This window comes from Burkholderia sp. AU6039 (assembly GCF_002223365.1).
In the GTDB taxonomy this organism is placed as follows: domain Bacteria; phylum Pseudomonadota; class Gammaproteobacteria; order Burkholderiales; family Burkholderiaceae; genus Burkholderia.
The window spans coordinates 1,130,895-1,153,398 of the sequence record NZ_NKFK01000003.1; the positions used below are offsets into that span (position 1 = coordinate 1,130,895).

Consider the following 22,504-nt stretch of genomic DNA (forward strand, 5'->3'; position numbering starts at 1 on the left):
TCCCGTCTCTTTTGGCCCGCCGGGCGCGTTGCGCGCCGCACCGGCCGAAGGAATCGCACGAACCTCGTCACACCCCAGATTAAGCATCCAGGAAAATCACATGGCTATCGTAGAAGTCAAAGTCCCCCAGCTTTCGGAGTCGGTTTCGGAAGCCACCATGCTGCAGTGGAAGAAGAAGCCGGGCGAAGCAGTTGCTCAAGACGAAATCCTGATCGAACTCGAGACCGACAAGGTCGTGCTCGAAGTGCCGGCACCGGCCGCGGGCGTGCTCGCGCAAGTGCTGCAGAACGACGGTGACACCGTCGTTGCCGATCAGCTGATCGCAACGATCGACACCGAAGCGAAGGCAGGTGCAGCCGAAGCCGCGGCAGGCGCCGCCGAAGTCAAGCCGGCAGCAGCGCCTGCTGCAGCCGCACCCGCAGCACAGCCGGTCGCTGCAGCCGCATCGTCGACCACCGCATCGCCGGCCGCATCGAAGCTGCTGGCCGAGAAGGGCCTGTCGGCGGGCGACGTCGCAGGTTCGGGCCGCGACGGCCGCGTCACGAAGGGCGACGCGCTGGCAGCAGGCAGCGCACCGAAGGCCGCACCGGCTGCCGCACCGGCGAAGACCGCCGCTGCGAAGCCGTCGCTGCCTGAAGTGAAGGTGCCGGCATCGGCCGCGACCTGGCTGAACGACCGTCCGGAACAGCGCGTGCCGATGTCGCGCCTGCGTGCGCGTATCGCCGAGCGTCTGCTCGAGTCGCAGCAGACCAACGCGATCCTGACGACGTTCAACGAAGTGAACATGGCCCCGGTCATGGAACTGCGCAACAAGTACAAGGACAAGTTCGAGAAGGAACATGGCGTGAAGCTCGGCTTCATGTCGTTCTTCGTGAAGGCGGCCGTCCACGCGCTGAAGAAGTTCCCGCTCGTGAACGCGTCGATCGACGGTAACGACATCGTCTACCACGGCTACTTCGACATCGGTATCGCTGTCGGCTCGCCGCGCGGCCTCGTCGTGCCGATCCTGCGCAACGCGGATCAACTGAGCCTTGCCGAGATCGAAAAGAAGATCGCCGAGTTCGGCCAGAAGGCGAAGGACGGCAAGCTGTCGATCGAGGAAATGACGGGCGGTACGTTCTCGATCTCGAACGGCGGCGTGTTCGGCTCGATGCTGTCGACCCCGATCATCAACCCGCCGCAGTCGGCAATCCTCGGCGTGCACGCGACGAAGGAGCGTCCGGTCGTCGAAAACGGCCAGATCGTGATCCGTCCGATCAACTACCTCGCGCTGTCGTACGACCACCGCATCATCGACGGCCGCGAAGCCGTGCTGTCGCTCGTCGCGATGAAGGATGCGCTGGAAGATCCGGCACGCCTGCTGCTCGACCTGTAAGCCGAGTTTCACCGCATTGACCCGCACCGCACGGGCGCGCGACACGCGCGGCCCGTGCGGCTGCACAAGAAGAAAGGATTGTCATGTCCAAGGAATTTGACGTCGTCGTGATCGGCGCCGGCCCCGGCGGCTACATCGCCGCGATCCGTGCCGCGCAGCTCGGCAAGACGGTTGCCTGTATCGAGAAGTGGAAGAACCCGGCCGGCGCGCTGAAGCTTGGCGGTACGTGCCTGAACGTCGGCTGCATCCCGTCGAAGGCGCTGCTCGCATCGTCGGAAGAGTTCGAGAACACGTCGCACCACCTGGCCGACCACGGCATCACGGTTGACGGCGTGAAGATCGACGTCGCGAAGATGCTCGGCCGCAAGGACGCGATCGTCGAGAAGATGACGAGCGGGATCGAGTTCCTGTTCAAGAAGAACAAGATCACCTGGCTGAAGGGCCATGGCAAGTTCACCGGCAAGACCGATGCCGGCGTGCAGATCGAAGTGAGCGGCGAAGGTGAAACCGAAGTCGTCACCGCAAAGAACGTGATCATCGCGACGGGCTCGAAGGCGCGTCACCTGCCGGGCATTCCGGTCGACAACAAGATCGTGTCGGACAACGAAGGTGCGCTGACGTTCGACTCGGTGCCGAAGAAGCTCGCCGTGATCGGCGCAGGCGTGATCGGCCTCGAGCTCGGTTCGGTGTGGCGTCGCCTCGGTGCCGAAGTGACGGTGCTCGAAGCGCTGCCGGCCTTCCTCGGCGCAGCTGACGAAGCGCTCGCGAAGGAAGCGGCCAAGCTGTTCAAGAAGCAGGGCCTCGACATCAACCTCGGCGTGAAGATCGGCGAAGTGAAGACGACCGCGAACGGCGTGTCGATCGCTTACACGGACAAGGACGGCAACGCGCAGACGCTCGACGCCGACCGCCTGATCGTGTCGGTCGGCCGCGTGCCGAACACCGACAACCTCGGCCTCGAGGCAATCGGCCTGAAGGCGAACGAGCGCGGCTTCATCGACGTGGACGACCACTGCCGCACGGCGGTGCCGAACGTGTACGCGATCGGCGACGTGGTCCGTGGCCCGATGCTCGCGCACAAGGCGGAAGACGAAGGCGTGCTGGTCGCGGAAGTGATCGACGGCCAGAAGCCGCACATCGACTACAACTGCATTCCGTGGGTGATCTACACGTACCCGGAAATCGCTTGGGTCGGCAAGACGGAGCAGCAGCTGAAGGCGGAAGGCCGCGAGATCAAGTCGGGCAAGTTCCCGTTCTCGATCAACGGCCGCGCGCTCGGCATGAACGCGCCGGACGGCTTCGTGAAGATGATCGCGGACGCGAAGACCGACGAACTGCTCGGCGTGCACGTGATCGCGGCGAACGCGTCGGACCTGATCGCGGAAGCCGTGGTGGCGATGGAATTCAAGGCGGCGTCGGAAGACATCGCCCGCATCTGCCATCCGCACCCGTCGATGTCGGAAGTGATGCGCGAAGCGGCGCTCGCCGTCGACAAGCGCTCGCTGAACAGCTGAGCGCGGTATAGCGCCGGCCGGCCATCGGCCGGCGCAGCCGTCTCATGACGAAGGCGGGCGGGGATTCCCGCCCGCCTTCGTTTTTTCCGGTTTGCCCGATGAACGTCACCGAATACTACACGCGCGAACTGACCACGCGCGGCTATCAGTCCGATCCCGCACAGCGCGCGGCCGTCGATCGCCTGCAGCAATGTTTCGACGAGTGGGTCGAGTACAAGGCGCGCCGCTCGAACGCATTCAAGAAGCTCATCAATCATCCCGACCTCCCGCGCGGCGTCTACATGTGGGGCGGCGTCGGTCGCGGCAAGAGCTTCCTGATGGACAGCTTCTACGCGGTCGTGCCCGTGCAGCGCAAGACGCGCCTGCATTTCCACGAATTCATGCGCGAAGTGCACCGTGAGCTCGAGGAACTGAAAGGGCAGGCCGATCCGCTCGACGAACTCGCACGGCGCATCGCGAAGCGCTACCGGTTGATCTGCTTCGACGAGTTCCACGTGTCGGACATTGCCGATGCGATGATCCTTTACCGCCTGCTCGACCGCCTGTTCAACAACGGCGTGCAGTTCGTGATGACGTCCAACTACGATCCCGACGACCTGTATCCGGACGGCCTGCATCGCGACCGCATGCTGCCGGCGATCGCGCTGATCAAGTCCAGGCTCGACGTGCTCAACGTCGACGCGGGCGTCGATTATCGCCAGCGCACGCTCGCGCAGGTGAAGATGTATCACACGCCGCTCGGCGCGGATGCCGATCGCGAATTGCGGCATGCGTTCCAGAAGCTCGCTGCCGTTCCCGACGAAAGCCCGCTCCTGCATATCGAGAAGCGCGAACTGAAGGCACTGCGCAAGGCGGACGGCGTCGTATGGTTCGACTTCGCGACGCTGTGCGGCGGCCCGCGCTCGCAGAACGACTATCTCGAGCTGGCGAGCCGCTTCCACGCGATCGTGCTGTCCGAAGTGCCGCAGATGTCGCCGCGGATGGCGTCCGAGGCGCGGCGCTTCACGTGGCTCATCGACGTGCTGTACGACCACAAGGTCAAGCTGCTGATGTCCGCGGCGGTGCCGGCGGAGCAGTTGTACATCGAAGGCCCGATGGCCAACGAGTTTGCACGCACGGTCTCGCGAATCGTCGAGATGCAGTCGAAGGAATACATCGAAACGCCGCGCCGCATCGTCGATACGTCGCTGACCTGAGTGCGAATTCCGGCAATTGACGGGATTCAAACGTCAATTCCGGTCAAATTAAGGCAATCTCAGGGTAATTTCGGATTTGTCTTATATTCATTGTTGAGGTGAGCCGATATCGTTGTGTCATGGTTACTAAGGCTGGAGATATCCATGACACCGTATCGCGATCTGACCGATCAAGAGTGGCGCTGCGTTGCGTCGCTTCTGCCCGAAATGCAGCCGCGCACCGAGTTGCGCGGCCGCCCGTTGGCCAATACGCGTGCCGTCCTGAACGGCGTGCTCTGGGTGATCTACAGCGGCGCAACGTGGTCGGCCATGCCGCGTCGTTACCCGTCGTACCAAACTTGCCATCGTCGCTTCAAGGTCTGGCACGAGACGGGCACGTTGATGAGTGTCATGCGTGAACTCTATGGCGACGCAGGCGTGAATCTGTGCAACGAGTTGTCCACGCGGATGCGCAAGCACACGCAATCGAAGGCGGCGGAAGCACGCAGCAATGCGGCGCCCGCGTATCGCGCACCTGGCATCTATGCGTCGGACGCGCTGAAGCATGCCGCGTGATGTTCATCAGTTCCCGCCACGCATGCACCAAAACAAAATCGGCCTGACGACTTCGTCGCAGGCCGATTTTTTCATTGCGCCGCGCATTTAAGCGCGAGCCGCATTACTGCTGGCGAACCCAGGTCTGCGAACGACCGAGCAGCGACACACCGATGTAACCGCGCACGACGAGTTTCTGGCCGCCGTCTTCAAGCGTCATCTTGCACTTGTAGACCTTGCCGTTCTCCGGGTCGAGAATGTTGCCGCCGTCCCAGTGGTCGCCTTCCTTCTTCATGGCCTTGATGATCGTCATGCCCTTGATGAGCTGATCCTTGCGTTCGTCCGTGCAGGCGGTGCAGCGGCGATCGGGCGTATCGTTCGCGCCGAGGCCCTTCACGACCTTGCCGGTCAGCGCACCGTCACCGTCCTCGGCGATCTGCACGAGTGCCTTCGGCTGATGCGTGTTGTCGTCGATCGTCTGCCACATGCCGATGGGGCTGTCTGCCTGTGCGAACGTGGGAGCGGCGCAAGCAAGCAGTACGCCGGCGACGGCGATGGCACGAAACGGGCGGGTCAGTTGAATCATTGTCGTCCTCCTTGTTTTGCATGTCGTGTTCGATTTGCCCGCACGACCGTCTGCATTGGGCGGGCATGTTGCGAGCTTTGCCAGAATACGTGAAACCGCGTGCCACGTTTGATAGAGGGGACTCTAATCGAAACAGCCCGCGTGGTGCGGGCTGTTTGGTGACCGATCAGTTGAGCTGATATGAGAATGCGGCGTTGATGCGCGGGCTGCGTGACGCGCTTTCGACGGGTGCGTCACCCACCGGCTTCGCGACGTTCAGGTCGAGGCTGTAGAAGCGGCTGTCGGTGAAACGCACGCCGATACCGACCGACGACATGCGGTTCGGCGACGGTGTGCCTGCGTGCAGATACACGCGCGCCATGTCATAGGCGATGTACGGCGTAATGGATTTCATGTACGTCCAGCCCGGCGTGAAGCCGCGGTTGACCTCCAGCGACATCCCCCATCCCGAGTCACCCGACGCTTCGCCCGGCTGATAGCCGAGCGCGTAACGCGTCGAGCCGAACGAGATCTGCTCGGACGTCGGCAGCGAGTCGGGGCTGTATTGCCCGGTCAGCGAAACCGACGTGCCGATCCGGAACGGCCACTCGTTGGTTTGCGTGAAGGTCGCGCCGGTACGGACGAAGGTCAGTGAGGTCGGGTCGGCGTACGTGATCGTCGAGCCGTTGGCCTGGGCGGTCTGAGACTTCGACGCGCCGAGGATGTCGAACGCCTTGGCCACGTTGACGCTCAACTTTCGCACTTGCTTCGGCTGGACGTTCGTGTAGTCGAGCTGCAGTTGCAGCACGCGAACCTGCGACCGATTGTTGAGGGTCGCGCCGGTGATCTGGTTCTGGTAATTGTCCTCGTTGTGCGCTGCGTAGCCCGATACCGTGCCGAGCAGGCTGCGCTGGTTGTTCAGCAGTATCGGATAGGATGCCGAAAGACCGAGCTTCTCGTTCTTGACCGTACGTTGGATGTACGACGGCAAGCCAGGATTGTCCGTCGGCTTGCCGCGATAGGTACTCGCGTCGAGGCGCGTGATCAGGCCGCTGCTGCCCACGGGTACCGCGCCGCTGAATGCGAAATAAGTTTGCTTGTCGCGCCCCGGCGGCGCCAGCGCGGAAATGCTCAGTTGCTCGCCGAACGACGTGAGGCCGTTTTCGGTCGCGGTGATGAGTCCCTGGACGCCCGGGTGGTTGAAGTCGATACCGGTGCTGACGTTGAACGGCTTGCGGTCGACCGCGAGTTCGAGCGTCGTGGCACCGTCGGTGGTTTGCGGCGGCGGTACGTTCGCCTTGACCGTGAGGCCGGGCAACAGGCCGAAGGTGTTCACGTAGCGTTCGAACGTCGCGCGCCGCAGCGGGCGATCGGCAGTGATATGCGCGGCGATTGCGCGAATCTTCGATTCCATCGCGCCGGGCTTGCCGGTGACCTTGACGTCCGATACATAGCCTTCGACAACCGTGATGCGCACGACGCCGTTCTCGAACGTCTGCGCCGGGACGAACGCGAACGACAGCGCGAAGCCGCGATCCTGGTACAGCTTCGTCACGCCGTTGGCGGTTTCGATCAGCTCGCCGATCGTGATGTCCTTGCCGACGAGCGGGGTGAAGCGGCGCGAGATCTCGTCGAACGGAATGGACTTCACGCCTTCGACCTGGAATGTGGTCGGCGTCAGGTGGCGCGACAGCAACTCCTGCAATTGCGGCGCTTGCGGTGCGACCTGCACGGTCACGTTCGGGCCGGTTTTCGGCGCATTGATCTGGGGCAGGGAGTCGAGCGGGTTACCGCCGACGCGCGTTTGTGCATGTGCCGTGCCTGCTGCCGCGATGGCGAGCAGCATCATCCATCTGTCGAGTCTGGATTTCATTGTTCTTCCTCGTTGGCCTTGCTCTTCGTCTTCTTTGTAATGCCGGCGCGCGACACCAGGGTGCCGCGCGCCGCGTGCCGCAATGCCGGTTGTGTTTGTACGGCCGCGCCATCCGCTCCGGCTGCGAAGGTGCGACCGTCCTCCTTACTTGCCAACGCTACCCAGCGTACCCAGCAACCCCGTTACCGGAGCCAGCAGCCCCGTCGAGCCGCCGCCCGACGTTGCCGTACCCGTGACGCCGCCAACCAGCGACGTGACCGGTGCGAGCGGGCTCGATCCCCCGGATCCTGCTGCGCCGCCCGCTGCTCCGGTGACAGTATTCAGCAAACCGGTGACAGGCGCGAGAGGGTTTGCACTGCCTGCGCCACCCGTTGCGCCACCGAGCGTGCCCGTGACCGTCGACACGAGATTCGTGACGGGGGCGAGCGGGCCGCCGCTGCCGCCCGCCGCACCGCTCAGTGCGCCGGTGACGGTGGAGACTAGGCCGGTGACCGGCGCGAGCGGGCTGCTGCCCGAACCGCCGGTCGCGCCGCCGAGTGCGCCCGTGAGCGAGCCGAGCGGCGTCGAGCCGAGACCCGACAGCAGGCCGCCGAGCGGATTCGTCGAGCCGGAACCCGACGACGTGCCGTTTTGTACGGTCGCCGTCGAGCCGCCGACGAGGCTCGTGATCAGGCCGGGGATCGGTGCCGCGCCGTTCGGGCCGTTCGGGTTGACGAGGCCACCCGCGTTGGTCACGGTGTTGCCGACCGCAGTGACGAGCTGACCGACGTCGCCGACGAGCGGCTGGCTCGACGTGCCGCCCACCTGCTTGCCGGCCGAGCTGATCGCGCCGCCGACCTGGCCGAGCAGGCCCGAGACGGGTTGGCCGAGGCCGGTCGTCGTGCCGACCTGTTGCGTGACCTGGCCGGCGGTGATCACGAGCGGCGTGATTGCCGAGCTGAGCGGTTGCGTGACCTGCTGCACGGCGCCCGACGACAGCGTCGAGCCGATCGTCGTGCCGGCAGCCGTCAAGCCGTTGGCCACCGTGTCGAGCACGGTGCCGACCGGCGTCGTGACGGGCGCGAGCGGCGCGAGTTGGCCGGTGCCAAGCGCCTTGACCGTCGAGCTCAGGCCGGACACCGTGTTGCTCGTCGCGCCGACCACGTTGCCGAGGCCCGCGACGGTCGTGCCGACCGGATCCTTGGTCGTGCCGATCTGTCCCAGCCCGTTGCTCACCGCATCGGCGGCGGCGCCGACGATCGTGCCAGTGCTGGAGAGCGTGCTGCCGACACCCTTCGTCACGCCGTCGCCGAGGCCCGGCACGCTGATGTTGCCGACCGTGCTGCCGAGGTCGGTGGCCGTCTGGCCGACCGTGCTGACCACGCCCTTGGTGCCGGTGGACGTACCGCTGGTGCCGCTCGTGCCTGGCGTACCGCTCGTGCTCGGGTTGTTATTGTCGTTGCTGCTGGTCGGCGGCGAGCTGACGCCACCGCCGCCGCAGGCGGCCAGCAGGCAGGCGGCGGCGAAGGCCGTGAGGGGCGCGCGCCACTGGCGCAGGGCGGCTGTCGTGAGAGAACGTTGCTGGGACATGATGGACTCCTCGCTGTCTTGTCGATTGATGGATCTTGGTTTACTTGCCGTGCGTGCCGCCGAGCAGGCCGCCGATCAGCGACGTGACGGGCGCGAGCGGATTCGACGACGAACCCGAGTTCGTGACGGCGCCCGTACCGCCGGTCAATGCCGGTGCGCCGACCGTGCTGGTCACCGTGGACACGACGTTCGTCACCGGAGCAAGCGGGCTGCTGCCGCCTGCACCGCCCGTCGCGCCGCCGAGTGCGCCCGTGACCGCGCCGAGGAGACCCGTGACCGGGGCGAGCGGGCCACCGCTCGTGCCGCCCGTGGCGCCGCCGAGTGCGCCCGTGACCGTCGAGACGAGGCCGGTGACCGGGGCGAGCGGGCCACCGCTCGTGCCGCCCGTGGCGCCGCCGAGTGCGCCCGTGACCGTCGAGACGAGGCCGGTGACCGGGGCGAGCGGGCCGCCGCTGCCGCCTGCTGCGCCGCCGAGTGCGCCCGTGACCGTGGAGACGAGGCCGGTGACCGGGGCGAGCGGGCCGCCGCTGCCGCCTGCTGCGCCGCCGAGTGCGCCCGTGACCGTGGAGACAAGGCCGGTGACCGGAGCGAGCGGGCCGCTGCCGCCGCCTGCTGCGCCGCCAAGTGCACCCGTGACCGTGGAGACGAGGCCGGTAACCGGGGCGAGCGGGTTGGTCACGCCGCCGCTGCCGCCCGTGAGCAGGCCGCCGACGGCCTTCACGGTGTTGCCCGTCGACGAGACCGTGTTGCCAAGGCCGGTCGTGACAGGGTTGCCGCCCGCCGACGCGAGCAGGGCGCCGGCCTGGTTCAGGCCGTTGCCGACCGTGCCGAGCAGCGTGTTGACGGGCGCGCCGAGGCCGGTCGCGGTGCCGATCGTCTGGGTCGTCTGGCCGACCATCGTCGTGATCGGCGTGATGGCCGAGCTGACCGTCTGCGTGACTTGCTGGATCGGGCCGGTCGACAGTGCGTTGGTGAGGGTGGTGCCGCCGTTCGATACGGCGCCGCCGAGCGTCGACACGAGGCCGCCGACGGCGCCCGTGACCGGTGCGAGCGGCGTCAGCGGACCGCTGCCGAGGCTCGAGACCAGGTTGCCCGTCTGCGTGACCGCGCCGCCGAGCTGGTTGACCACGCCGCCCGTGCTGGCGAGCGTGGTGCCGAGCGGATCCTTCGTCGCGCCAAGCTGGCCGAGACCGTTGCCAAGGCCGTTGCCGAGTGCGGTCACGGCGCCGCCAACGCTCTGCACGATGCCGCCCGCGGCTTGCGTGGTCGCCGGGTTGACACCCGGCAGCGACTGGTTGGCGATGACGGAGCCGAGGCCGGAGACGGTCCCGCCGGCACTCGTGAGGATGTTGCTGCTGCTTGCGAGGACAGTTCCCACTGCGTTTGACGACACCCCCGAGGTGCCGCTCGTGCCCGACGTACCGCTGGTGCCGGAGGTGCCGGAGGTGCCGGAGGTGCCGCTCGTGCCCGAGGTGCCGCTGGTGCCGGACGTACCGCTCGTACCGGACGTACCGCTGGTGCCCGAGGTACCGCTGGTGCCGCTCGTGCCCGAAGTACCGCTCGTGCCGGAGGTGGAGATCGTATCGCCGCCGCCCGAGCTCGAGCCGCCGCCGAGACCCTGGCTGATGGAGCCGGAACCGCCGCACGCGGAGAGGGAAAGCATGGCTGAAACGGTGGCCGCGATCAGAGTCGTCCGGAACACGCCATGAGGGATAACCTTAATGTCCATTTCGTCCTCGCATTAAAAATGTGTTGTGAACTTCGTTGTGTTGAGTGGTGCGCGGACTACTCTGCAACTGTCGTGCCATTTCGATGCTCGACGGTTCGACAACAGGTTTTAAACGGGGCAATTCCTTGTCGGAAAAGGAGGTTATGGAAATTGAAAGATTGTTGAATCTGTTTAAGGACAGACGAATGAGAACGGTTTCGCGCGTTTCGTAACGTAACGTCACAACATTGGCGTTACGCGTGCGGCGTAACGTGGGGGCCGCGCAGGCTTGGTGGACGAGGCAATTGTTTTACTGGTGGATTAGGTGTGCACATCTAACCTATCGTAAATCCTATGTGTAAGTCGTACCGAAACGCCGTACAAATACGTTGTGCTCCTGGTCATTTTTTTCTATCCAAGCCGTTAAAAGAGGTTGGAAGTTAAATAGGATCGGAGATAGAATCCGGAGCAGATGTAAGGAAATGTACGGTTCGGTACACAACGTTCGAGGAGGGTCACTATCGCGAATGTTAACTTGCATCAAATGTTGAGCCATGCCCCTCGGGGCAATCTATAAAGAAAGCGCACCCGGTTGTCGTTACAGCAGATGTGGCGAACAGCGCGGGGCAAGGGCCAGATATGCGGGGACGTATACGTATAAAAGGCCAAAGAACGTAAATACAGGCACGAGGAATAAAATGAAAGCAATGATGATTCGCTTCCTTCGGGAAGAAGACGGGGTTACCGCGATCGAGTATGGTCTGATTGCGGGTCTGATTGCGGCCTTGATCATCGGTAGCGTCACCACTATCGGTACCAAGATCTCGGCGCTGTTCACCACGATTGCCAATACGTTGCCGACCGGCTGATCCTCGGTAGTTCGATGGGTGGCGAGCGGTCCGTTTTCGCGGCCCGCTCGCCCTTACGTCGACATGGTCGGTCGATTGCGATATGGCACATCTTCTCAGCACCAGCATTTTTTTTGCCTGGGCGACGCTCGTTGCCGCCGGTGATATTCGATTTCGGCTTGTTCGAAATGCGCTTGTCGTCGTCGGACTCCTGGCGGCGCTTGCCAGTGCATTGGCCAATGCAAATCCGTTCGGTATTTCAGTCGAGCAGGCATTGGTCGGCATGCTCGTCGGATTCGTGAGCTTTTTCCCGCTTTTTGCATTTCGCGTGATGGGCGCGGCGGACGTGAAGGTGTTCGCGGTTCTCGGCGCGTGGTGCGGTTTGTCGATACTGCCGTGGCTGTGGGTTGTCGCCAGCCTGGTGGCCGGTATACATGTCCTCGCGCTGATGACGCTGTCCCATACGCCGCTGGGCGCGCTGTGGTCGCGCGGTTCGCCGACATTCGCACTTGGTGCGCGACGGGCGACGCCGTACGCGGCCTGTCTCGTCGCGCCTGCAGCGATATGGCTGGCCTATCTCGTCGTTACCGGGGGAGTGCAATGAAGCGACAGTGCCAGCCGCGGTCGTGGCGGCGTCAGCACGGGGCGACGGCGGTCGAGTTCGCGCTGGTGTTTCCGCTGTTCTTCCTGATCATGTACGCGATCGTGACGTACGGGCTGATCTTCGCCGTTCAGCAGGGCTTGACGCTCGCGGCGACCGAAGGGGCGCGTACGGCGCTGAATTATGTCTACGAGTCCAACGGGTCGGGGGCGCAGGCGCTGACGGACCGGGCGAAGGCGGCACAGTCGACGGCGGTCGGGCTCACGACGTGGCTGGCCAACGTTCAGGTTCCGACGCCGGTGTCGGGGGCATGCAGTTACGACGCAACCATGTATTGCGTGACGGTCACGGTGACGTACCCGTACAAGACCAGCCCGCTGGTTCCGTCGCTGCCCCTGCTGGGACTCGTTACGCCGACGCAGTTGACCGGCACGGCAACCGTCCAGATCAACCCGGCAACCATTTTATGAAACGGACGCCGGGCAGCGCGCGGTAACAGGTGCAAGCGGCGTTCGCATATCGACATAACAACATTTACGGCACTCGACATTCACCATGGGCAACAACTTGACGAAGATCATCGCCGGGCTGCTGATTGCGCTCGCCGTGCTGCTCGGGATCTATGCGTGGATGCTCGGCCGCGCGCCGGCCCATCCGCCGGCCGCGGCGCCCGCCGTCGCGATGGTGCAGACGGTGCCGGTGGTCGTGGCGACGCGCCTGCTGCCGGCCGGTCAACCGATTCCGGCCGATGCCCTGAAGCTGGCTTCGGCACCCATGATGCCGACCGGCGGCTTCAGCGATCCGTCGCTGCCCGTCGGGCGTATTCCGGCGAACGACATTCTTGCCGCCGCGCCGGTCGTCGAGGGCGGCTTGACGTCGGGGCTGGCGAACCAGGTGGCGCCCGGCGAACGGGCGGTGGCCATCAAGGTCGACGAGACGAATGCGGTCGGAAACCGGTTGCGCCCCGGCAACTTTGTCGACGTGTTCCTGAATTTGCGGCGCGACAACTCGGGGATGGCGCAAACCGGCTCGGAAATTCCCAATTCACAGGCGCGATTGCTGATGTCGAAGCTGCGGATCCTGTCGTTCGGCGACGCGACGCCCGATCGTGACGGCAGCGGCGGCCCGGGCGGCGCGGTACGGACCGCCGTGCTCGCCGTGCCGACGGCACAGGTCGATGCGCTGACGCTCGCGGAATCGAGCGGCCGGCTGACGCTGGCACTGCGCAATCCGCGCGATGACGAAGTCGCGACGCAGACGGTCGCGATCCGCACGGCCGGTGACCTGACGCCTTCCGGGCAGGCGGCCGCCGGCGTGTGGCTCGATGAACTTTCAGGCGGGCGGGCACGCAATGCGCCCCGCGTGCAGGCGCCGGCGCGTGCGCCGCGCGCACCGATCGTCGCGCGCGAAGGCGGGAGCAGCATTGAAGTGATTCGGGGTGGGCGAACCGAAACGGTCGCTTATTGACAACCTAAACACGGTCATCGACAGCAGTAACGGAAGGGAGAAGGCCGTATGACGGTCTCCGACACAATGACAAAAAAACTGATTGCATACGCGATTGCCATCTGGGCCATGACCTTCGCCGTGTTGTCCGGGGCTGCCGGCACAAACGGGTCGATCGATCTGGCGGTCGGCTCGCAGCGACAGGTCGCTACCGGCCGCACGCTGCAGCGGATCGCGGTGGGCGATCCGTCGGTCGTCGACGTGCTGGTCATGAAGGGCAGTCGCGCCGGCAATGTGCTGCTGGTTGCGAAGGCACCGGGTTCGACGAATGTGATGCTGTGGGAGCGCGGTCGCGACGAGCCGACCGTGTGGAACGTCAATGTCGTCGATGCAGCCGCACAGGCCGTGCTGGACGGTGCGGGACCGTCCGTGAGGGCGTATGGCGGTGCGGCAGTCGTGTCGGGCGCGGCAGCGTCGCTTGACGCGCACGAGCGGGCAGTTGCCGTCGGCAAGCGGATGGGCGGCAAGGATGCGGCGGTGATCGATGCGTCGACGGTCGGCAATCGGAACGTCGTGCAAGTCGACGTCCGGGTCGTCGAATTCAGCCGTTCGGTGCTGAAGGAAGCGGGGCTGAATTTCTTCAAGCAGAGCAACGGATTCGCTTTCGGCGCATTTTCGCCGGGCGGTCTCCAGTCGGTGACCGGCGGGGGGACGGGGGCATTCCAGGCGACGGGGGGCATTCCGATCGCGTCCGCGTTCAACCTGGTGGTGAATTCGGCGGGGCGCGGCATCTTCGGCAATATTTCGATTCTCGAGGCGAACAATCTGGCCCGTGTGCTCGCGCAGCCGACCCTCGTGGCGTTGTCCGGGCAAAGCGCCAGCTTTCTCGCCGGCGGCGAAATTCCCGTGCCGGTGCCGCAGGCGCTCGGCTCGACGGCGATCGACTGGAAGCAGTACGGCGTCGGCCTGACCCTGACGCCGACCGTGCTGAGCCAGCGGCGCATCGCACTCAAGGTGGCGCCCGAATCGAGCCAGCTCGACTTCCAGCATGGCGTCACGATCAACAGCGTCTCGGTGCCGGCGATCACGACTCGGCGCGCCGACACCACGGTCGAGCTCGGCGACGGGGAAAGCTTCGTGATTGGCGGCCTGATCGACCGCGAAACGATGTCGAACATCAACAAGGTGCCGGTCCTGGGCGACCTGCCGATCATCGGCGCCTTCTTCAAGTCGCTGAACTATCAGCAGAACGACAAGGAACTGGTGATCATCGTGACGCCGCATCTCGTTGCGCCGATCGCGAAGGGCGCGCCGTTGCCGACCACGCCGGGCGAACTGTCCGAACAGCGCGATGGTCCGGTGTGGCGGTCGTATCTTGGCGGTATCGCATCACCCGATGCGGCGCCCGGATTTTCGAAATGAATGCGGGACGAGATGTCGCGCGATATGTAACCGGGGGTGTTCAACATGAACGCGAGAACCCTATCGTTGGCTGAGCCTGCCGTGACCGATTATTTCGTGTGCGCCTCGCAGCAGGACGAGCATGCCCGCTGGCTGGGGGAGACACTCGTGTCGGCCGGCACGGTGGAAGCCTTGTCGCTCGAACCGGGCGCGCTGAGCCAGCGCATCACGGGGCTCAATCCAGCGATCGTCTTCATCGATTTTTCCCGTGCGCACAGCGCGGCGAGCGCTGCCGCGGCTGCCGTACGGCTGGCCCATCCGGGCCTGCCGGTCGTCGCGCTCGGCACGCTCTCGGAGCCGGAAAGCGCGCTGGCCGCACTGCGGGCCGGCGTACGCGATTTCATCGACGTGTCCGGTAGTGCAGAGGATGCGTTGCGGATCACCCGCGGGTTGCTGGAGCATACCGGCACCGAGCCGGCCAACCGGCACGGCAAAGTCGTCGCGTTGCTCGGCGCACGCGCGGGGATGGGCGTCAGCACGCTCGCCTCGAATCTGTCCGTGTGGCTGCACAAGCGGATGGGTTCGGCCGACCCGGAAGGCGGCACGCCTGCATTCGGCGTCGCAGCGCCTCACGCGCGGCAGACGGCGCTGGTCGATCTCGGGCTTCCCGCGGGCGACAGTGCGCTGTTCCTCAACACACGCTGCGAATTCCATTTCGTCGAAGCCGTGCGCAACCTGCGGCGCATCGACCGGACGTTCGTCAATACCGCGCTGACGCGCCACGCGAGCGGCGTCGCGTTGACCACGTTGCCGCCCAATCTCGCCGACCTGCGCGACGTGTCGTACGCCGCATGCGTGGGGCTGTTGAACCGGCTGCGCGCGTTCTTCGATCAGCAGATCATCGATCTCGGCGGATTCACGAACCATGAATTCGTTGCGCAGATCACGGCGGTGGCCGACGAGGCGTGGCTCGTGTGCGACCAGGGCGTCGCCTCGATCGTCTCGGCGGTCGACCTGCTGGAAGGGCTGCGCGATGCGGGCGTCGACATCGGCAAGATTCGTCTCGTCGTCAACCAGTACGACGCGACGCTGAGCCTGACGCCGGCCCAGATCGCGGAACGGCTCGGCATTTCGCACCTGGCGACGCTGCCGGCGCGTCGCGTGGCAATCGGCCAGGCGGCCAACCAGGGGCGGCTGATCGTCGATACGGCCGAACGCGATCCGTATGTGCGTGCCCTCGAGCCGCTCGCAGATCGACTGGCCGGCCCGGTTTCCGCGGGCCAGCGCACCGCATTGGGCTTGTCCGCCCTGAAGCGTTTCATTCAACCTTCGTCCAGGCGATCGTAAGCGATGGCACACGACATCCAATTTGCCGACGGCGCAGCGCCGTTCTCCCAGTCGCAGCAGTTTCACGACATCAAGAATGCCGCGCACGAGCATCTGCTGACGCGCATCGAGGAACTCGGCGCCGAATTCGGCCGTTGGTCGCGCCAGGCGATCAACCAGTTCGTCGATCTGGAAATCGACAGCTTCGTGCGTCTGCGGCGCATTCCCCTGAACGAGACAGAGGTCAGGGCGATTGCGGAGGCGCTGACGAAAGAGCTCGCCGGATTCGGTCCGATCGAGGACCTGCTCGCCGATCCGCACGTCGAGGACATCCTGATCAACGGCTACAACGACATCTACGTGTCGCGCCACGGCATCCTGGCGAAGCTGCCGATCCGTTTCACCGACAACGCGCACCTGCTGCGGATCGTGCGCCGCATCCTCGCGCCGATCGGCCGACGTCTCGATGAATCGAATCCGATGGTCGACGCGCGGCTGCCGGACGGCGGGCGCGTCAATGTCGTGATCGAGCCGCTGTCGATCGACGGGCCGGTCGTCTCGATCCGGAAATTCCGCAAGGACCCGCTGAAACCGGCGGACCTGCTCGCCAACGGCACGTTCAATACGGAAATCGGTACGTTGCTGGAAGCGGCGGTCGAGGCGCGCTGCAACATCCTCGTGTCGGGCGGCACGAGCTCCGGCAAGACGTCGCTGCTCAACGCGCTCGCGTTTTACATTCCCGAGCACGAGCGGGTCGTGACGATCGAGGACACGGCCGAGCTTTCGCTGAATCACCCCCATGTCGTGCGTCTCGAAAGCCGCCCGGGCGGCTTCGACGGCAACGGCGTCGTGACGATCCGCGACCTGCTGCGCAATACGCTGCGGATGCGGCCGGATCGCATCATCGTCGGCGAAGTGCGCGGCGGCGAGGTGCTCGAGATGCTGCAGGCGATGAATACGGGGCACGACGGATCGATGGGTACCGTCCACGCGAGTTCGCCGCGCGAGTGTCTGTATCGCCTCGAGATGCTGGCCGGTTTCGCGGGTTTCCAGGGAACGGAATCGAGCCTGCGCCGGCAGATCGCAAATGCCATCGACTTCATCGTGCAGATCGGCCGGCTGTCGAACGGCCGGCGCCGGATTCTTTCGATCACCGAAGTGACCGGGCTGTCGGACAACATCATCGCGACCCAGGAACTGTATCGCTACGAGGCGCGCGTGACGCCCGAGGGCGAAGAGGTCGACAACTGGGAGTCGCTCGGCATTCATCCGCATTCGCCGAAGCTCGCACGCTTCCGCCAGTCACTGCAGGCTGCCGGCTTCGGCGGTAGCGGCGGCGGTGGTGGTTTCGGCGGCGGATTCGGTCGCGGGGGCGGGGGCTTCAATGTATAGCCTGATGGCCGGCGCGCTTGCCATGGCACTGCTTTGCGTGGCCGCCGCGTTGATGCTGTGGCGGCATGGCGAGGCGAAACGCGGCCGCGCCGACGTGCAGCGCTTCATCGATAGCCGCATCGAGCCGGCCGCGCGGGCGGCGGGTGCGATTCAGCGCGACGCGCGGCCGGCGCCGAACGTCGCGCCCGCGCCCGGCGCGGCGCGCGCGCAATCCGCCGCGCCGGCTTCGCGCTGGGCACACTGGCGCGAGATCGCGACGGAATACCTCGCCAACCTGGCGAGTCGTGCAGGGATCGAGGATGCCCGCGGCAAGGCGCTTCTCGCGCTACTGGGATTGGCCGCGGTCGGGCTCCTGGCCGGTAACCGGGGCGGCTGGCTCGCTTGCATCGCCGCGCTCGTGTGCGGCGCGTCGCTGCTCGTGTTCTGGCTCGTGTCCCGCATTCAGCGGCGGCGCCTGACGATCGTGCGCCAGTTGCCGTCGTTCCTCGACGGCATCGTGCGTCTCGTCACGCTCGGCAACAGCGTGCCGGCGGCGTTCCAGGCTGCGCTGCTGACGACGGAGGCGCCGTTGCGCGGGTGTCTGGACCACGTATCGCGGATGTTGCGCACGGGGGTCGAGATCGACCGTGCGATGGGGCATATCGCGAGCGTCTATCAGACCAAGGAGTTCGAACTGGTCGGTTCGGTGCTGCGGCTCTCGGTCCGGTACGGCGGCCGCGCCGATGTCATGCTCGACCGGATGTCGACGTTCATGCGCGACCTCGAGCAGGCCGAGCGGGAGCTGGCGGCGATGTCGTCGGAGACGCGGTTGTCCGCGTGGGTGCTGGTCATGTTGCCGATTGCGATCGGCAGTTTCGTGATCGCGACGAATCCGCTCTATCTCCAGTCGATGTGGAACGACTACACGGGACGTCAGCTGTTGTTCGTCGCCTTCATGCTGCAGTTCGCGGGCGGGATCTGGTTGTACCACATGGCCAAACTCAGGTGACGGCATGACCGCCAATCAACTCGGTTCGCTCGCACTGGCTCTCGGCGCACTCGGCGTCGTGCTGCTGGCATGGCTCGCGGTGCGCCGCGCGGGGGCGCAGACGCGCAGCGATCGCACGCTGGCCAGCGCGCTCGAGCGGCGCACCGCGACGCTCGAGGCAGCGGGCGCACGGGCCGCCCAGCAGTCCGATGAATCCCGGCCGAATCCGGTCGGGCGCGATGCCGGAGCCAGGCCGTCGTTCGTCGTGCAATGGCTGGACCGCCTGTCGATGGTCGGGACGCGCCTGCTCGACACCCGTCTGGGCCGGTATCTCGTCGCCGACGAAGATCGGCTGTTGCTGGAGCAGTGCGGCTACGCCGACACGCGTACCCGCGGGCTGTTCCTGAGCGCACGGCTCGCCTGCGCGATCGTCGTGCCGTTGCTTTTCCTCGTGCTGATGGGCTCGCACCTGACCGGCGCGCAATGGCGGGCCGGCGGGGGCATCGCGCTCGTCACCGGCTTCATGTTGCCGAAGCTCTACCTGCGACGTCGTGCGGCACAGCGCCGGCAATCGGTAATCGACGAACTGCCGCTGCTGGTCGACATGCTTCGCTTGCTGCAGGGTGTCGGATTGTCGCTCGATCAGAGCATCCAGGTCCTGACGAACGACTTCAAGGGAATGATGCCCGTGCTGTCGCTGGAAATGGAAATCGCCCAGCGGCAATTCGCTGCCGGCCGGACGCGCGAGCAATCGCTGCAGCGGCTGTCGTCCGGTTTCGAGAACGAGGATCTGCGTGCGATCGTGCGGTTGCTGATCCAGGTCGACAAACACGGCGGCGCGGTACAGGAGCCGCTCAAGCAGTTCGGTGACCGGTTGCGCGAGGCGCGCCGCGCGATGCTGCGCGAACGGATCGGCAAGCTGACGGTGAAGATGACGGGCGTGATGATCCTGACGTTGCTGCCGGCGCTGCTGATCGTGACGGCCGGGCCGGGAATGATCTCGGTGTTGCGCGCGCTGAGCCAGGCGCAGCCCTGATGCCGGAAAGCCAAGGAAGCAAGATGAGACGCATCGATGAAATCATGAAAGTGGCCGGCGTGCTGGCGATGGTGGGCCTGCTCGGCGCATGCTCGGCGTTCAAGGAAAGCGGGTACGGCGTCGGTCCGCAGGCCGAGCGCGCGGCGCTGATGGACGCGGCGGCGCAGAAGCAGGCGGCGCCGGATACGCCTGGCATGTATCTCGGCCTGATCGAGCGGATGCAGTCGCAAGGGCTGTATTACGCGTCGCTGGCGCATATCGACGCATACGAAAAACAGTACGGCGCATCGCCGCAGACGATCCTGCTGCGCGCCGATGCCTTGCGCATGACGGACCAGCCCGCCGCGAGCGCCGCGGTGTATACGCAACTGCTCAACACGACGCTCGCCGCGCGCGGCTATCGCGGTCTCGGGCTGATTGCCGGCGGCGCGGGCGATTTTCCGCGCGCCGCGCAGGCGCTGTCGCAGGCCACCGTGCTGGCGCCGACCGATGCGTCGACGCTTTCGGACCTCGCCTACGCGAAGCTGCGCAGCGGCGATGTCGAGGGGGCGCGCATTCCATTGATGAAGGCCGCGGAGCTCGATCAGAGCAATCCGAAGATCATCAGCAACCTGGTGCTGTACCTGCTCGCATCCGGCCGCACCCACGATGCGCAGAAGCTGATGGCGCAGCAGAAGCTGTCGGCGGACGTTCGCAACGACATCCGCAACGACGCGACGAGGATCACCGCGGCGGCACGCACGTGGCGTCGCGCGTCCCAGGCGCCGGCTTCGGCGTCGGTTTCCACGCCGATCGGTTCGGGGAGCGTGGTCGACGTGTCGGGCTCGGATGTCGCGAAGCGTCCGTCCCCGGTGGCGAACATCCAGGGATTCGATCCGACTGCGCCGCTGCTGCAGCGGTTTGCACAATGAAAAAAGGCATTGGGGAGAACTGACATGACGAACAACAAGAATCCCGGTCGCGTGGCACGCGTGTGCCAGGGTGTCGCGCTTCTCGTGCTCATGGGGGCCGCTACCGCGGCGTATAGCGATCAGCCGGCGCCCGACGCGTCGGAAATCGGTCATGCAACGAACGCACTGCTGGCATTCCAGCGTGACGGACGTGCGGCCGGGCCGGCGTTGCCGGCACTGGGCGATACCGCGTCGCTGTCCTATCAGCGCTATCTCGAATCGTTCAAGCACAAGATTCCGGAATCGATGGGGTCGCCGGTCAACGCTAACGGCAACGGATCGTCCGGCGGGCAGGGTTCATCGCAATCGTATTGAGCGGAGCTTCGATGAGCACTGCTCGACATGCATCGAACCGGATGGCCGGACCCGGTCGCGCGTCGCCGCGGCGGCAGCGGGGTTCGGTCGTCGTCACGGCGGCCGTGTGGATCCTGCTGTCGATGGTGATTCTCGGTTCGGTCGATATCGGCAACGTCTTTTTCACGCGCCGCGACATGCAGCGCGTGGCCGATCTTGCTGCGCTCGCCGCGGTTCAGAAGCTGGACGACACGTGTGCGAACGTGACCTCCGTGGCCACGAGCAACGCCACGACGAACGGCTTCACGCTGGACGGCAGCGGCACCACGTCGCTGGCGGCCGAATGCGGTTATTGGGCGCCGTCGGCGACCGGGACGGCGAGTTCGTTCTATTCGTCGAAATCGACGGTGCCGCTCGCGACGCAGTTGAATGCCGTGCGGGTGACGGTCTCCAAGACGCTGCCGTATTTCTTCTTCGGGCCGACCCGCACCGTGACCGCCACGTCGACCGCGAAGGCAACCAACATCGATACCTTCTCGATCGGCGCGACGCTGGCCGCGGTGGGCGGCGTCGGCTGCTCGGGCGCGCCGAGCGGGAACCCCGGCCTGGTGAACGCGCTGCTGGGCTCGCTGTTGCAGGGGCAGGGCGGCACGCCGCTGAACCTCAATCTCGTGTCCTACCAGGGGCTCGCCTGTGCGAACGTCAAGCTCGGCGACATCGCCGTCGCGCTGCAGTCGCTGTCGGTCGGCAACGGTACGATCGGCGGGCTGGTCAATGCCAACGCGTCGGTCGGCACCTTGCTCAACGCGATGGTGGCGGCCGTCAACAAGACGACCACGCTGGGTACGACGCTGCAGACCAGCGCAACCGGCGCACTGACCACCCTCGCCAACCTGAACCTGCTCAGCAACACGGCGCTCAAGGTCGCCAGCCTGACCGGTCAGGGCGCGACGTCGCTGCTGACGCTCGGCCTCGCGAACACGCAGGCGGCGGCCGACGCGACCGTGAACGTGCTCGATCTCGTGATGGCGATGGCGCAGATCTCGCAGGCCGGCAAGCCGGGCGTGGTGATCGGCGCCAACGTGCCGCTAACGCTGCCGAACGGCAACTCGGTTTCGATCGTCCAGTTGCAGGCGCAGGTCATCAGCCCGCCGACCATTGCGGTCGGCGAAGGCGGGAAGGACAAGAACGGTGCGTGGCGGACGGTTGCGACGAACGCGCAGGTCGGCCTGTATCTCGTCGTCAACCTGGGCGTGAATCCGCTGCCGGTCATGGTGTCCGCGAACGTGTATCTGCCGCTTTACGTGCAACTGGGTGCCGGCAGTGCGACGCTGCTGTCGACCAACTGCCTGACATCGCCGAATTCCGCGACGATCACCGCGCAGCCGAGCGTCGCCAATCTCTGCATCGGCCAGCCGCCGCTCACGGCCGGCAATCTGCTGAACCTGCCGGCGAACTACAGTTGCTCGACGCCGGCCAAGGTGCTCGACGTGCTGGTTCTGGCCGGCGCCGTCGAGGTGTCCGCGACCGTTTCCAACGTGTCGGTAAATCTGGCCGGCAGCCCCGCAACCAATACGTTCTACGGGCGCGGCGGCAGCGATCCGTCGTACTACTGGACAACCAATACGAACGCGCTGGGTTCGGCCGTGAACAACGCGCTGGCAGGCCTGAAAGCGGCCCAGATCACGCCGACCGTGAGCCTGCTGTTCGGGATCGTCACCGTCACGATCCCGCCGGATTTCATTTCGTCACTGCTGTCGGTACTGACCACCGTTCTGAGCCCGCTTTTGACCGCGCTCGACGGTATCATCGACCCGTTGCTGGACTTGCTCGGTGTCCAGCTCGGTGCCGCCACGGTGCATCAGATGTCGCTGACCTGCGGCGTCGCGCAAACAGTCAGCAATTAGAG

General features: G+C 65.5%; 20 protein-coding genes. 16 read left to right on the forward strand and 4 right to left on the reverse strand.

Annotation, left to right across the window (positions count from 1 at the left end; genetic code table 11):
- Positions 1 to 100 precede the first annotated feature (100 nt).
- The 4 genes from odhB (at position 101) to CFB39_RS07940 (ending at position 4,640) form a co-directional block, all read left to right on the forward strand.
- Complete coding sequence (gene odhB / locus CFB39_RS07925; protein ID WP_089456100.1) at positions 101 to 1,375, forward strand: 2-oxoglutarate dehydrogenase complex dihydrolipoyllysine-residue succinyltransferase; 1,275 nt, start codon at positions 101 to 103, stop codon at positions 1,373 to 1,375.
- Positions 1,376 to 1,458: 83 nt separating this feature from the next.
- Positions 1,459 to 2,889, forward strand: a complete 1,431-nt coding sequence (gene lpdA / locus CFB39_RS07930; RefSeq protein ID WP_089425219.1) for a dihydrolipoyl dehydrogenase — start codon at positions 1,459 to 1,461, stop codon at positions 2,887 to 2,889.
- A 98-nt stretch (positions 2,890 to 2,987) separates the two neighbouring features.
- Positions 2,988 to 4,085 carry a cell division protein ZapE gene (zapE, locus tag CFB39_RS07935; protein WP_089425220.1) on the forward strand — a complete coding sequence of 366 codons (1,098 nt, stop codon included), beginning with the start codon at positions 2,988 to 2,990 and terminating at the stop codon, positions 4,083 to 4,085.
- Between the two features lie 144 nt (positions 4,086 to 4,229).
- Positions 4,230 to 4,640, forward strand: a complete 411-nt coding sequence (locus CFB39_RS07940) for a transposase (protein WP_089472656.1) — start codon at positions 4,230 to 4,232, stop codon at positions 4,638 to 4,640.
- Positions 4,641 to 4,743: 103 nt separating this feature from the next.
- On the opposite strand, the gene CFB39_RS07945 is transcribed toward CFB39_RS07940, so the two are convergent.
- The 4 genes from CFB39_RS07945 to CFB39_RS07960 all read right to left on the reverse strand — a co-directional run bounded on the left by CFB39_RS07945 (position 4,744) and on the right by CFB39_RS07960 (position 10,355).
- Positions 4,744 to 5,205: a DUF2147 domain-containing protein gene (locus tag CFB39_RS07945; RefSeq protein WP_046545504.1), complete on the reverse strand. Its 462-nt coding sequence runs from the start codon at positions 5,203 to 5,205 to the stop codon at positions 4,744 to 4,746.
- A gap of 166 nt (positions 5,206 to 5,371) precedes the next feature.
- Positions 5,372 to 7,057: a ShlB/FhaC/HecB family hemolysin secretion/activation protein gene (locus tag CFB39_RS07950; RefSeq protein WP_089472657.1), complete on the reverse strand. Its 1,686-nt coding sequence runs from the start codon at positions 7,055 to 7,057 to the stop codon at positions 5,372 to 5,374.
- 144 nt (positions 7,058 to 7,201) lie between these two features.
- Entirely contained in the window at positions 7,202 to 8,626 is a 1,425-nt protein-coding gene (locus CFB39_RS07955) for a collagen-like triple helix repeat-containing protein (protein WP_089472658.1), read from the reverse strand.
- Between the two features lie 40 nt (positions 8,627 to 8,666).
- Complete coding sequence (locus CFB39_RS07960; protein ID WP_089472659.1) at positions 8,667 to 10,355, reverse strand: collagen-like triple helix repeat-containing protein; 1,689 nt, start codon at positions 10,353 to 10,355, stop codon at positions 8,667 to 8,669.
- A gap of 677 nt (positions 10,356 to 11,032) precedes the next feature.
- Between CFB39_RS07960 and CFB39_RS07970 the strand changes: the two genes are divergently transcribed.
- From CFB39_RS07970 to CFB39_RS08025, 12 genes are all read left to right on the forward strand, one after another.
- Positions 11,033 to 11,203, forward strand: a complete 171-nt coding sequence (locus tag CFB39_RS07970; protein ID WP_089472660.1) for a Flp family type IVb pilin — start codon at positions 11,033 to 11,035, stop codon at positions 11,201 to 11,203.
- 82 nt (positions 11,204 to 11,285) lie between these two features.
- Positions 11,286 to 11,786, forward strand: coding sequence for a prepilin peptidase (locus tag CFB39_RS07975; protein ID WP_089472661.1), 501 nt, complete (start codon positions 11,286 to 11,288; stop codon positions 11,784 to 11,786).
- Positions 11,783 to 12,253, forward strand: coding sequence for a TadE/TadG family type IV pilus assembly protein (locus CFB39_RS07980; protein WP_089472662.1), 471 nt, complete (start codon positions 11,783 to 11,785; stop codon positions 12,251 to 12,253). Before CFB39_RS07975 ends, CFB39_RS07980 begins: the two co-directional genes overlap by 4 nt.
- Before the next feature lie 85 nt (positions 12,254 to 12,338).
- A complete protein-coding gene (gene cpaB / locus CFB39_RS07985) occupies positions 12,339 to 13,250 on the forward strand; it encodes a Flp pilus assembly protein CpaB (RefSeq protein WP_089472663.1) in 912 nt (303 codons plus the stop codon).
- A gap of 66 nt (positions 13,251 to 13,316) precedes the next feature.
- On the forward strand, positions 13,317 to 14,651 hold the full coding sequence (locus tag CFB39_RS07990) for a type II and III secretion system protein family protein (protein ID WP_089472664.1): 1,335 nt from the start codon (positions 13,317 to 13,319) through the stop codon (positions 14,649 to 14,651).
- A gap of 45 nt (positions 14,652 to 14,696) precedes the next feature.
- The gene (locus CFB39_RS07995) at positions 14,697 to 15,977 is read left to right on the forward strand and encodes a fimbrial protein (protein ID WP_089473244.1); all 1,281 of its coding nucleotides are present in this window, start codon (positions 14,697 to 14,699) and stop codon (positions 15,975 to 15,977) included.
- Between the two features lie 3 nt (positions 15,978 to 15,980).
- Positions 15,981 to 17,348 carry a CpaF family protein gene (locus CFB39_RS08000; RefSeq protein ID WP_089472665.1) on the forward strand — a complete coding sequence of 456 codons (1,368 nt, stop codon included), beginning with the start codon at positions 15,981 to 15,983 and terminating at the stop codon, positions 17,346 to 17,348.
- Entirely contained in the window at positions 17,341 to 18,336 is a 996-nt protein-coding gene (locus tag CFB39_RS08005; RefSeq protein ID WP_175237234.1) for a type II secretion system F family protein, read from the forward strand. Before CFB39_RS08000 ends, CFB39_RS08005 begins: the two co-directional genes overlap by 8 nt.
- 4 nt (positions 18,337 to 18,340) lie before the next feature.
- Positions 18,341 to 19,351, forward strand: coding sequence for a type II secretion system F family protein (locus tag CFB39_RS08010; protein ID WP_089472666.1), 1,011 nt, complete (start codon positions 18,341 to 18,343; stop codon positions 19,349 to 19,351).
- A gap of 23 nt (positions 19,352 to 19,374) precedes the next feature.
- Positions 19,375 to 20,262, forward strand: a complete 888-nt coding sequence (locus tag CFB39_RS08015) for a pilus assembly protein (RefSeq protein ID WP_089472667.1) — start codon at positions 19,375 to 19,377, stop codon at positions 20,260 to 20,262.
- Between the two features lie 24 nt (positions 20,263 to 20,286).
- Positions 20,287 to 20,616, forward strand: a complete 330-nt coding sequence (locus CFB39_RS08020; protein ID WP_089472668.1) for a DUF3613 domain-containing protein — start codon at positions 20,287 to 20,289, stop codon at positions 20,614 to 20,616.
- 11 nt (positions 20,617 to 20,627) lie between these two features.
- Positions 20,628 to 22,502, forward strand: a complete 1,875-nt coding sequence (locus CFB39_RS08025) for a TadG family pilus assembly protein (RefSeq protein WP_089472669.1) — start codon at positions 20,628 to 20,630, stop codon at positions 22,500 to 22,502.
- Positions 22,503 to 22,504 lie beyond the last annotated feature (2 nt).

Coding starts and splice junctions, on each gene's coding strand:
- CFB39_RS08000 (WP_089472665.1), top strand. CDS start 15,981: ATGGCACACGACATCCAATTTGCCGACGGCGCAGCGCCGTTCTCCCAG.
- CFB39_RS07990 (WP_089472664.1), top strand. CDS start 13,317: ATGACAAAAAAACTGATTGCATACGCGATTGCCATCTGGGCCATGACC.
- CFB39_RS07950 (WP_089472657.1), bottom strand. CDS start 7,057: ATGAAATCCAGACTCGACAGATGGATGATGCTGCTCGCCATCGCGGCA.
- lpdA (WP_089425219.1), top strand. CDS start 1,459: ATGTCCAAGGAATTTGACGTCGTCGTGATCGGCGCCGGCCCCGGCGGC.
- CFB39_RS07975 (WP_089472661.1), top strand. CDS start 11,286: ATGGCACATCTTCTCAGCACCAGCATTTTTTTTGCCTGGGCGACGCTC.
- CFB39_RS07980 (WP_089472662.1), top strand. CDS start 11,783: ATGAAGCGACAGTGCCAGCCGCGGTCGTGGCGGCGTCAGCACGGGGCG.
- cpaB (WP_089472663.1), top strand. CDS start 12,339: ATGGGCAACAACTTGACGAAGATCATCGCCGGGCTGCTGATTGCGCTC.
- CFB39_RS07940 (WP_089472656.1), top strand. CDS start 4,230: ATGACACCGTATCGCGATCTGACCGATCAAGAGTGGCGCTGCGTTGCG.
- CFB39_RS07955 (WP_089472658.1), bottom strand. CDS start 8,626: ATGTCCCAGCAACGTTCTCTCACGACAGCCGCCCTGCGCCAGTGGCGC.
- odhB (WP_089456100.1), top strand. CDS start 101: ATGGCTATCGTAGAAGTCAAAGTCCCCCAGCTTTCGGAGTCGGTTTCG.
- CFB39_RS08020 (WP_089472668.1), top strand. CDS start 20,287: ATGACGAACAACAAGAATCCCGGTCGCGTGGCACGCGTGTGCCAGGGT.
- CFB39_RS08010 (WP_089472666.1), top strand. CDS start 18,341: ATGACCGCCAATCAACTCGGTTCGCTCGCACTGGCTCTCGGCGCACTC.
- CFB39_RS07945 (WP_046545504.1), bottom strand. CDS start 5,205: ATGATTCAACTGACCCGCCCGTTTCGTGCCATCGCCGTCGCCGGCGTA.
- CFB39_RS07995 (WP_089473244.1), top strand. CDS start 14,697: ATGAACGCGAGAACCCTATCGTTGGCTGAGCCTGCCGTGACCGATTAT.
- CFB39_RS08025 (WP_089472669.1), top strand. CDS start 20,628: ATGAGCACTGCTCGACATGCATCGAACCGGATGGCCGGACCCGGTCGC.
- CFB39_RS07970 (WP_089472660.1), top strand. CDS start 11,033: ATGAAAGCAATGATGATTCGCTTCCTTCGGGAAGAAGACGGGGTTACC.
- zapE (WP_089425220.1), top strand. CDS start 2,988: ATGAACGTCACCGAATACTACACGCGCGAACTGACCACGCGCGGCTAT.
- CFB39_RS08005 (WP_175237234.1), top strand. CDS start 17,341: ATGTATAGCCTGATGGCCGGCGCGCTTGCCATGGCACTGCTTTGCGTG.
- CFB39_RS07960 (WP_089472659.1), bottom strand. CDS start 10,355: ATGGACATTAAGGTTATCCCTCATGGCGTGTTCCGGACGACTCTGATC.
- CFB39_RS08015 (WP_089472667.1), top strand. CDS start 19,375: ATGAGACGCATCGATGAAATCATGAAAGTGGCCGGCGTGCTGGCGATG.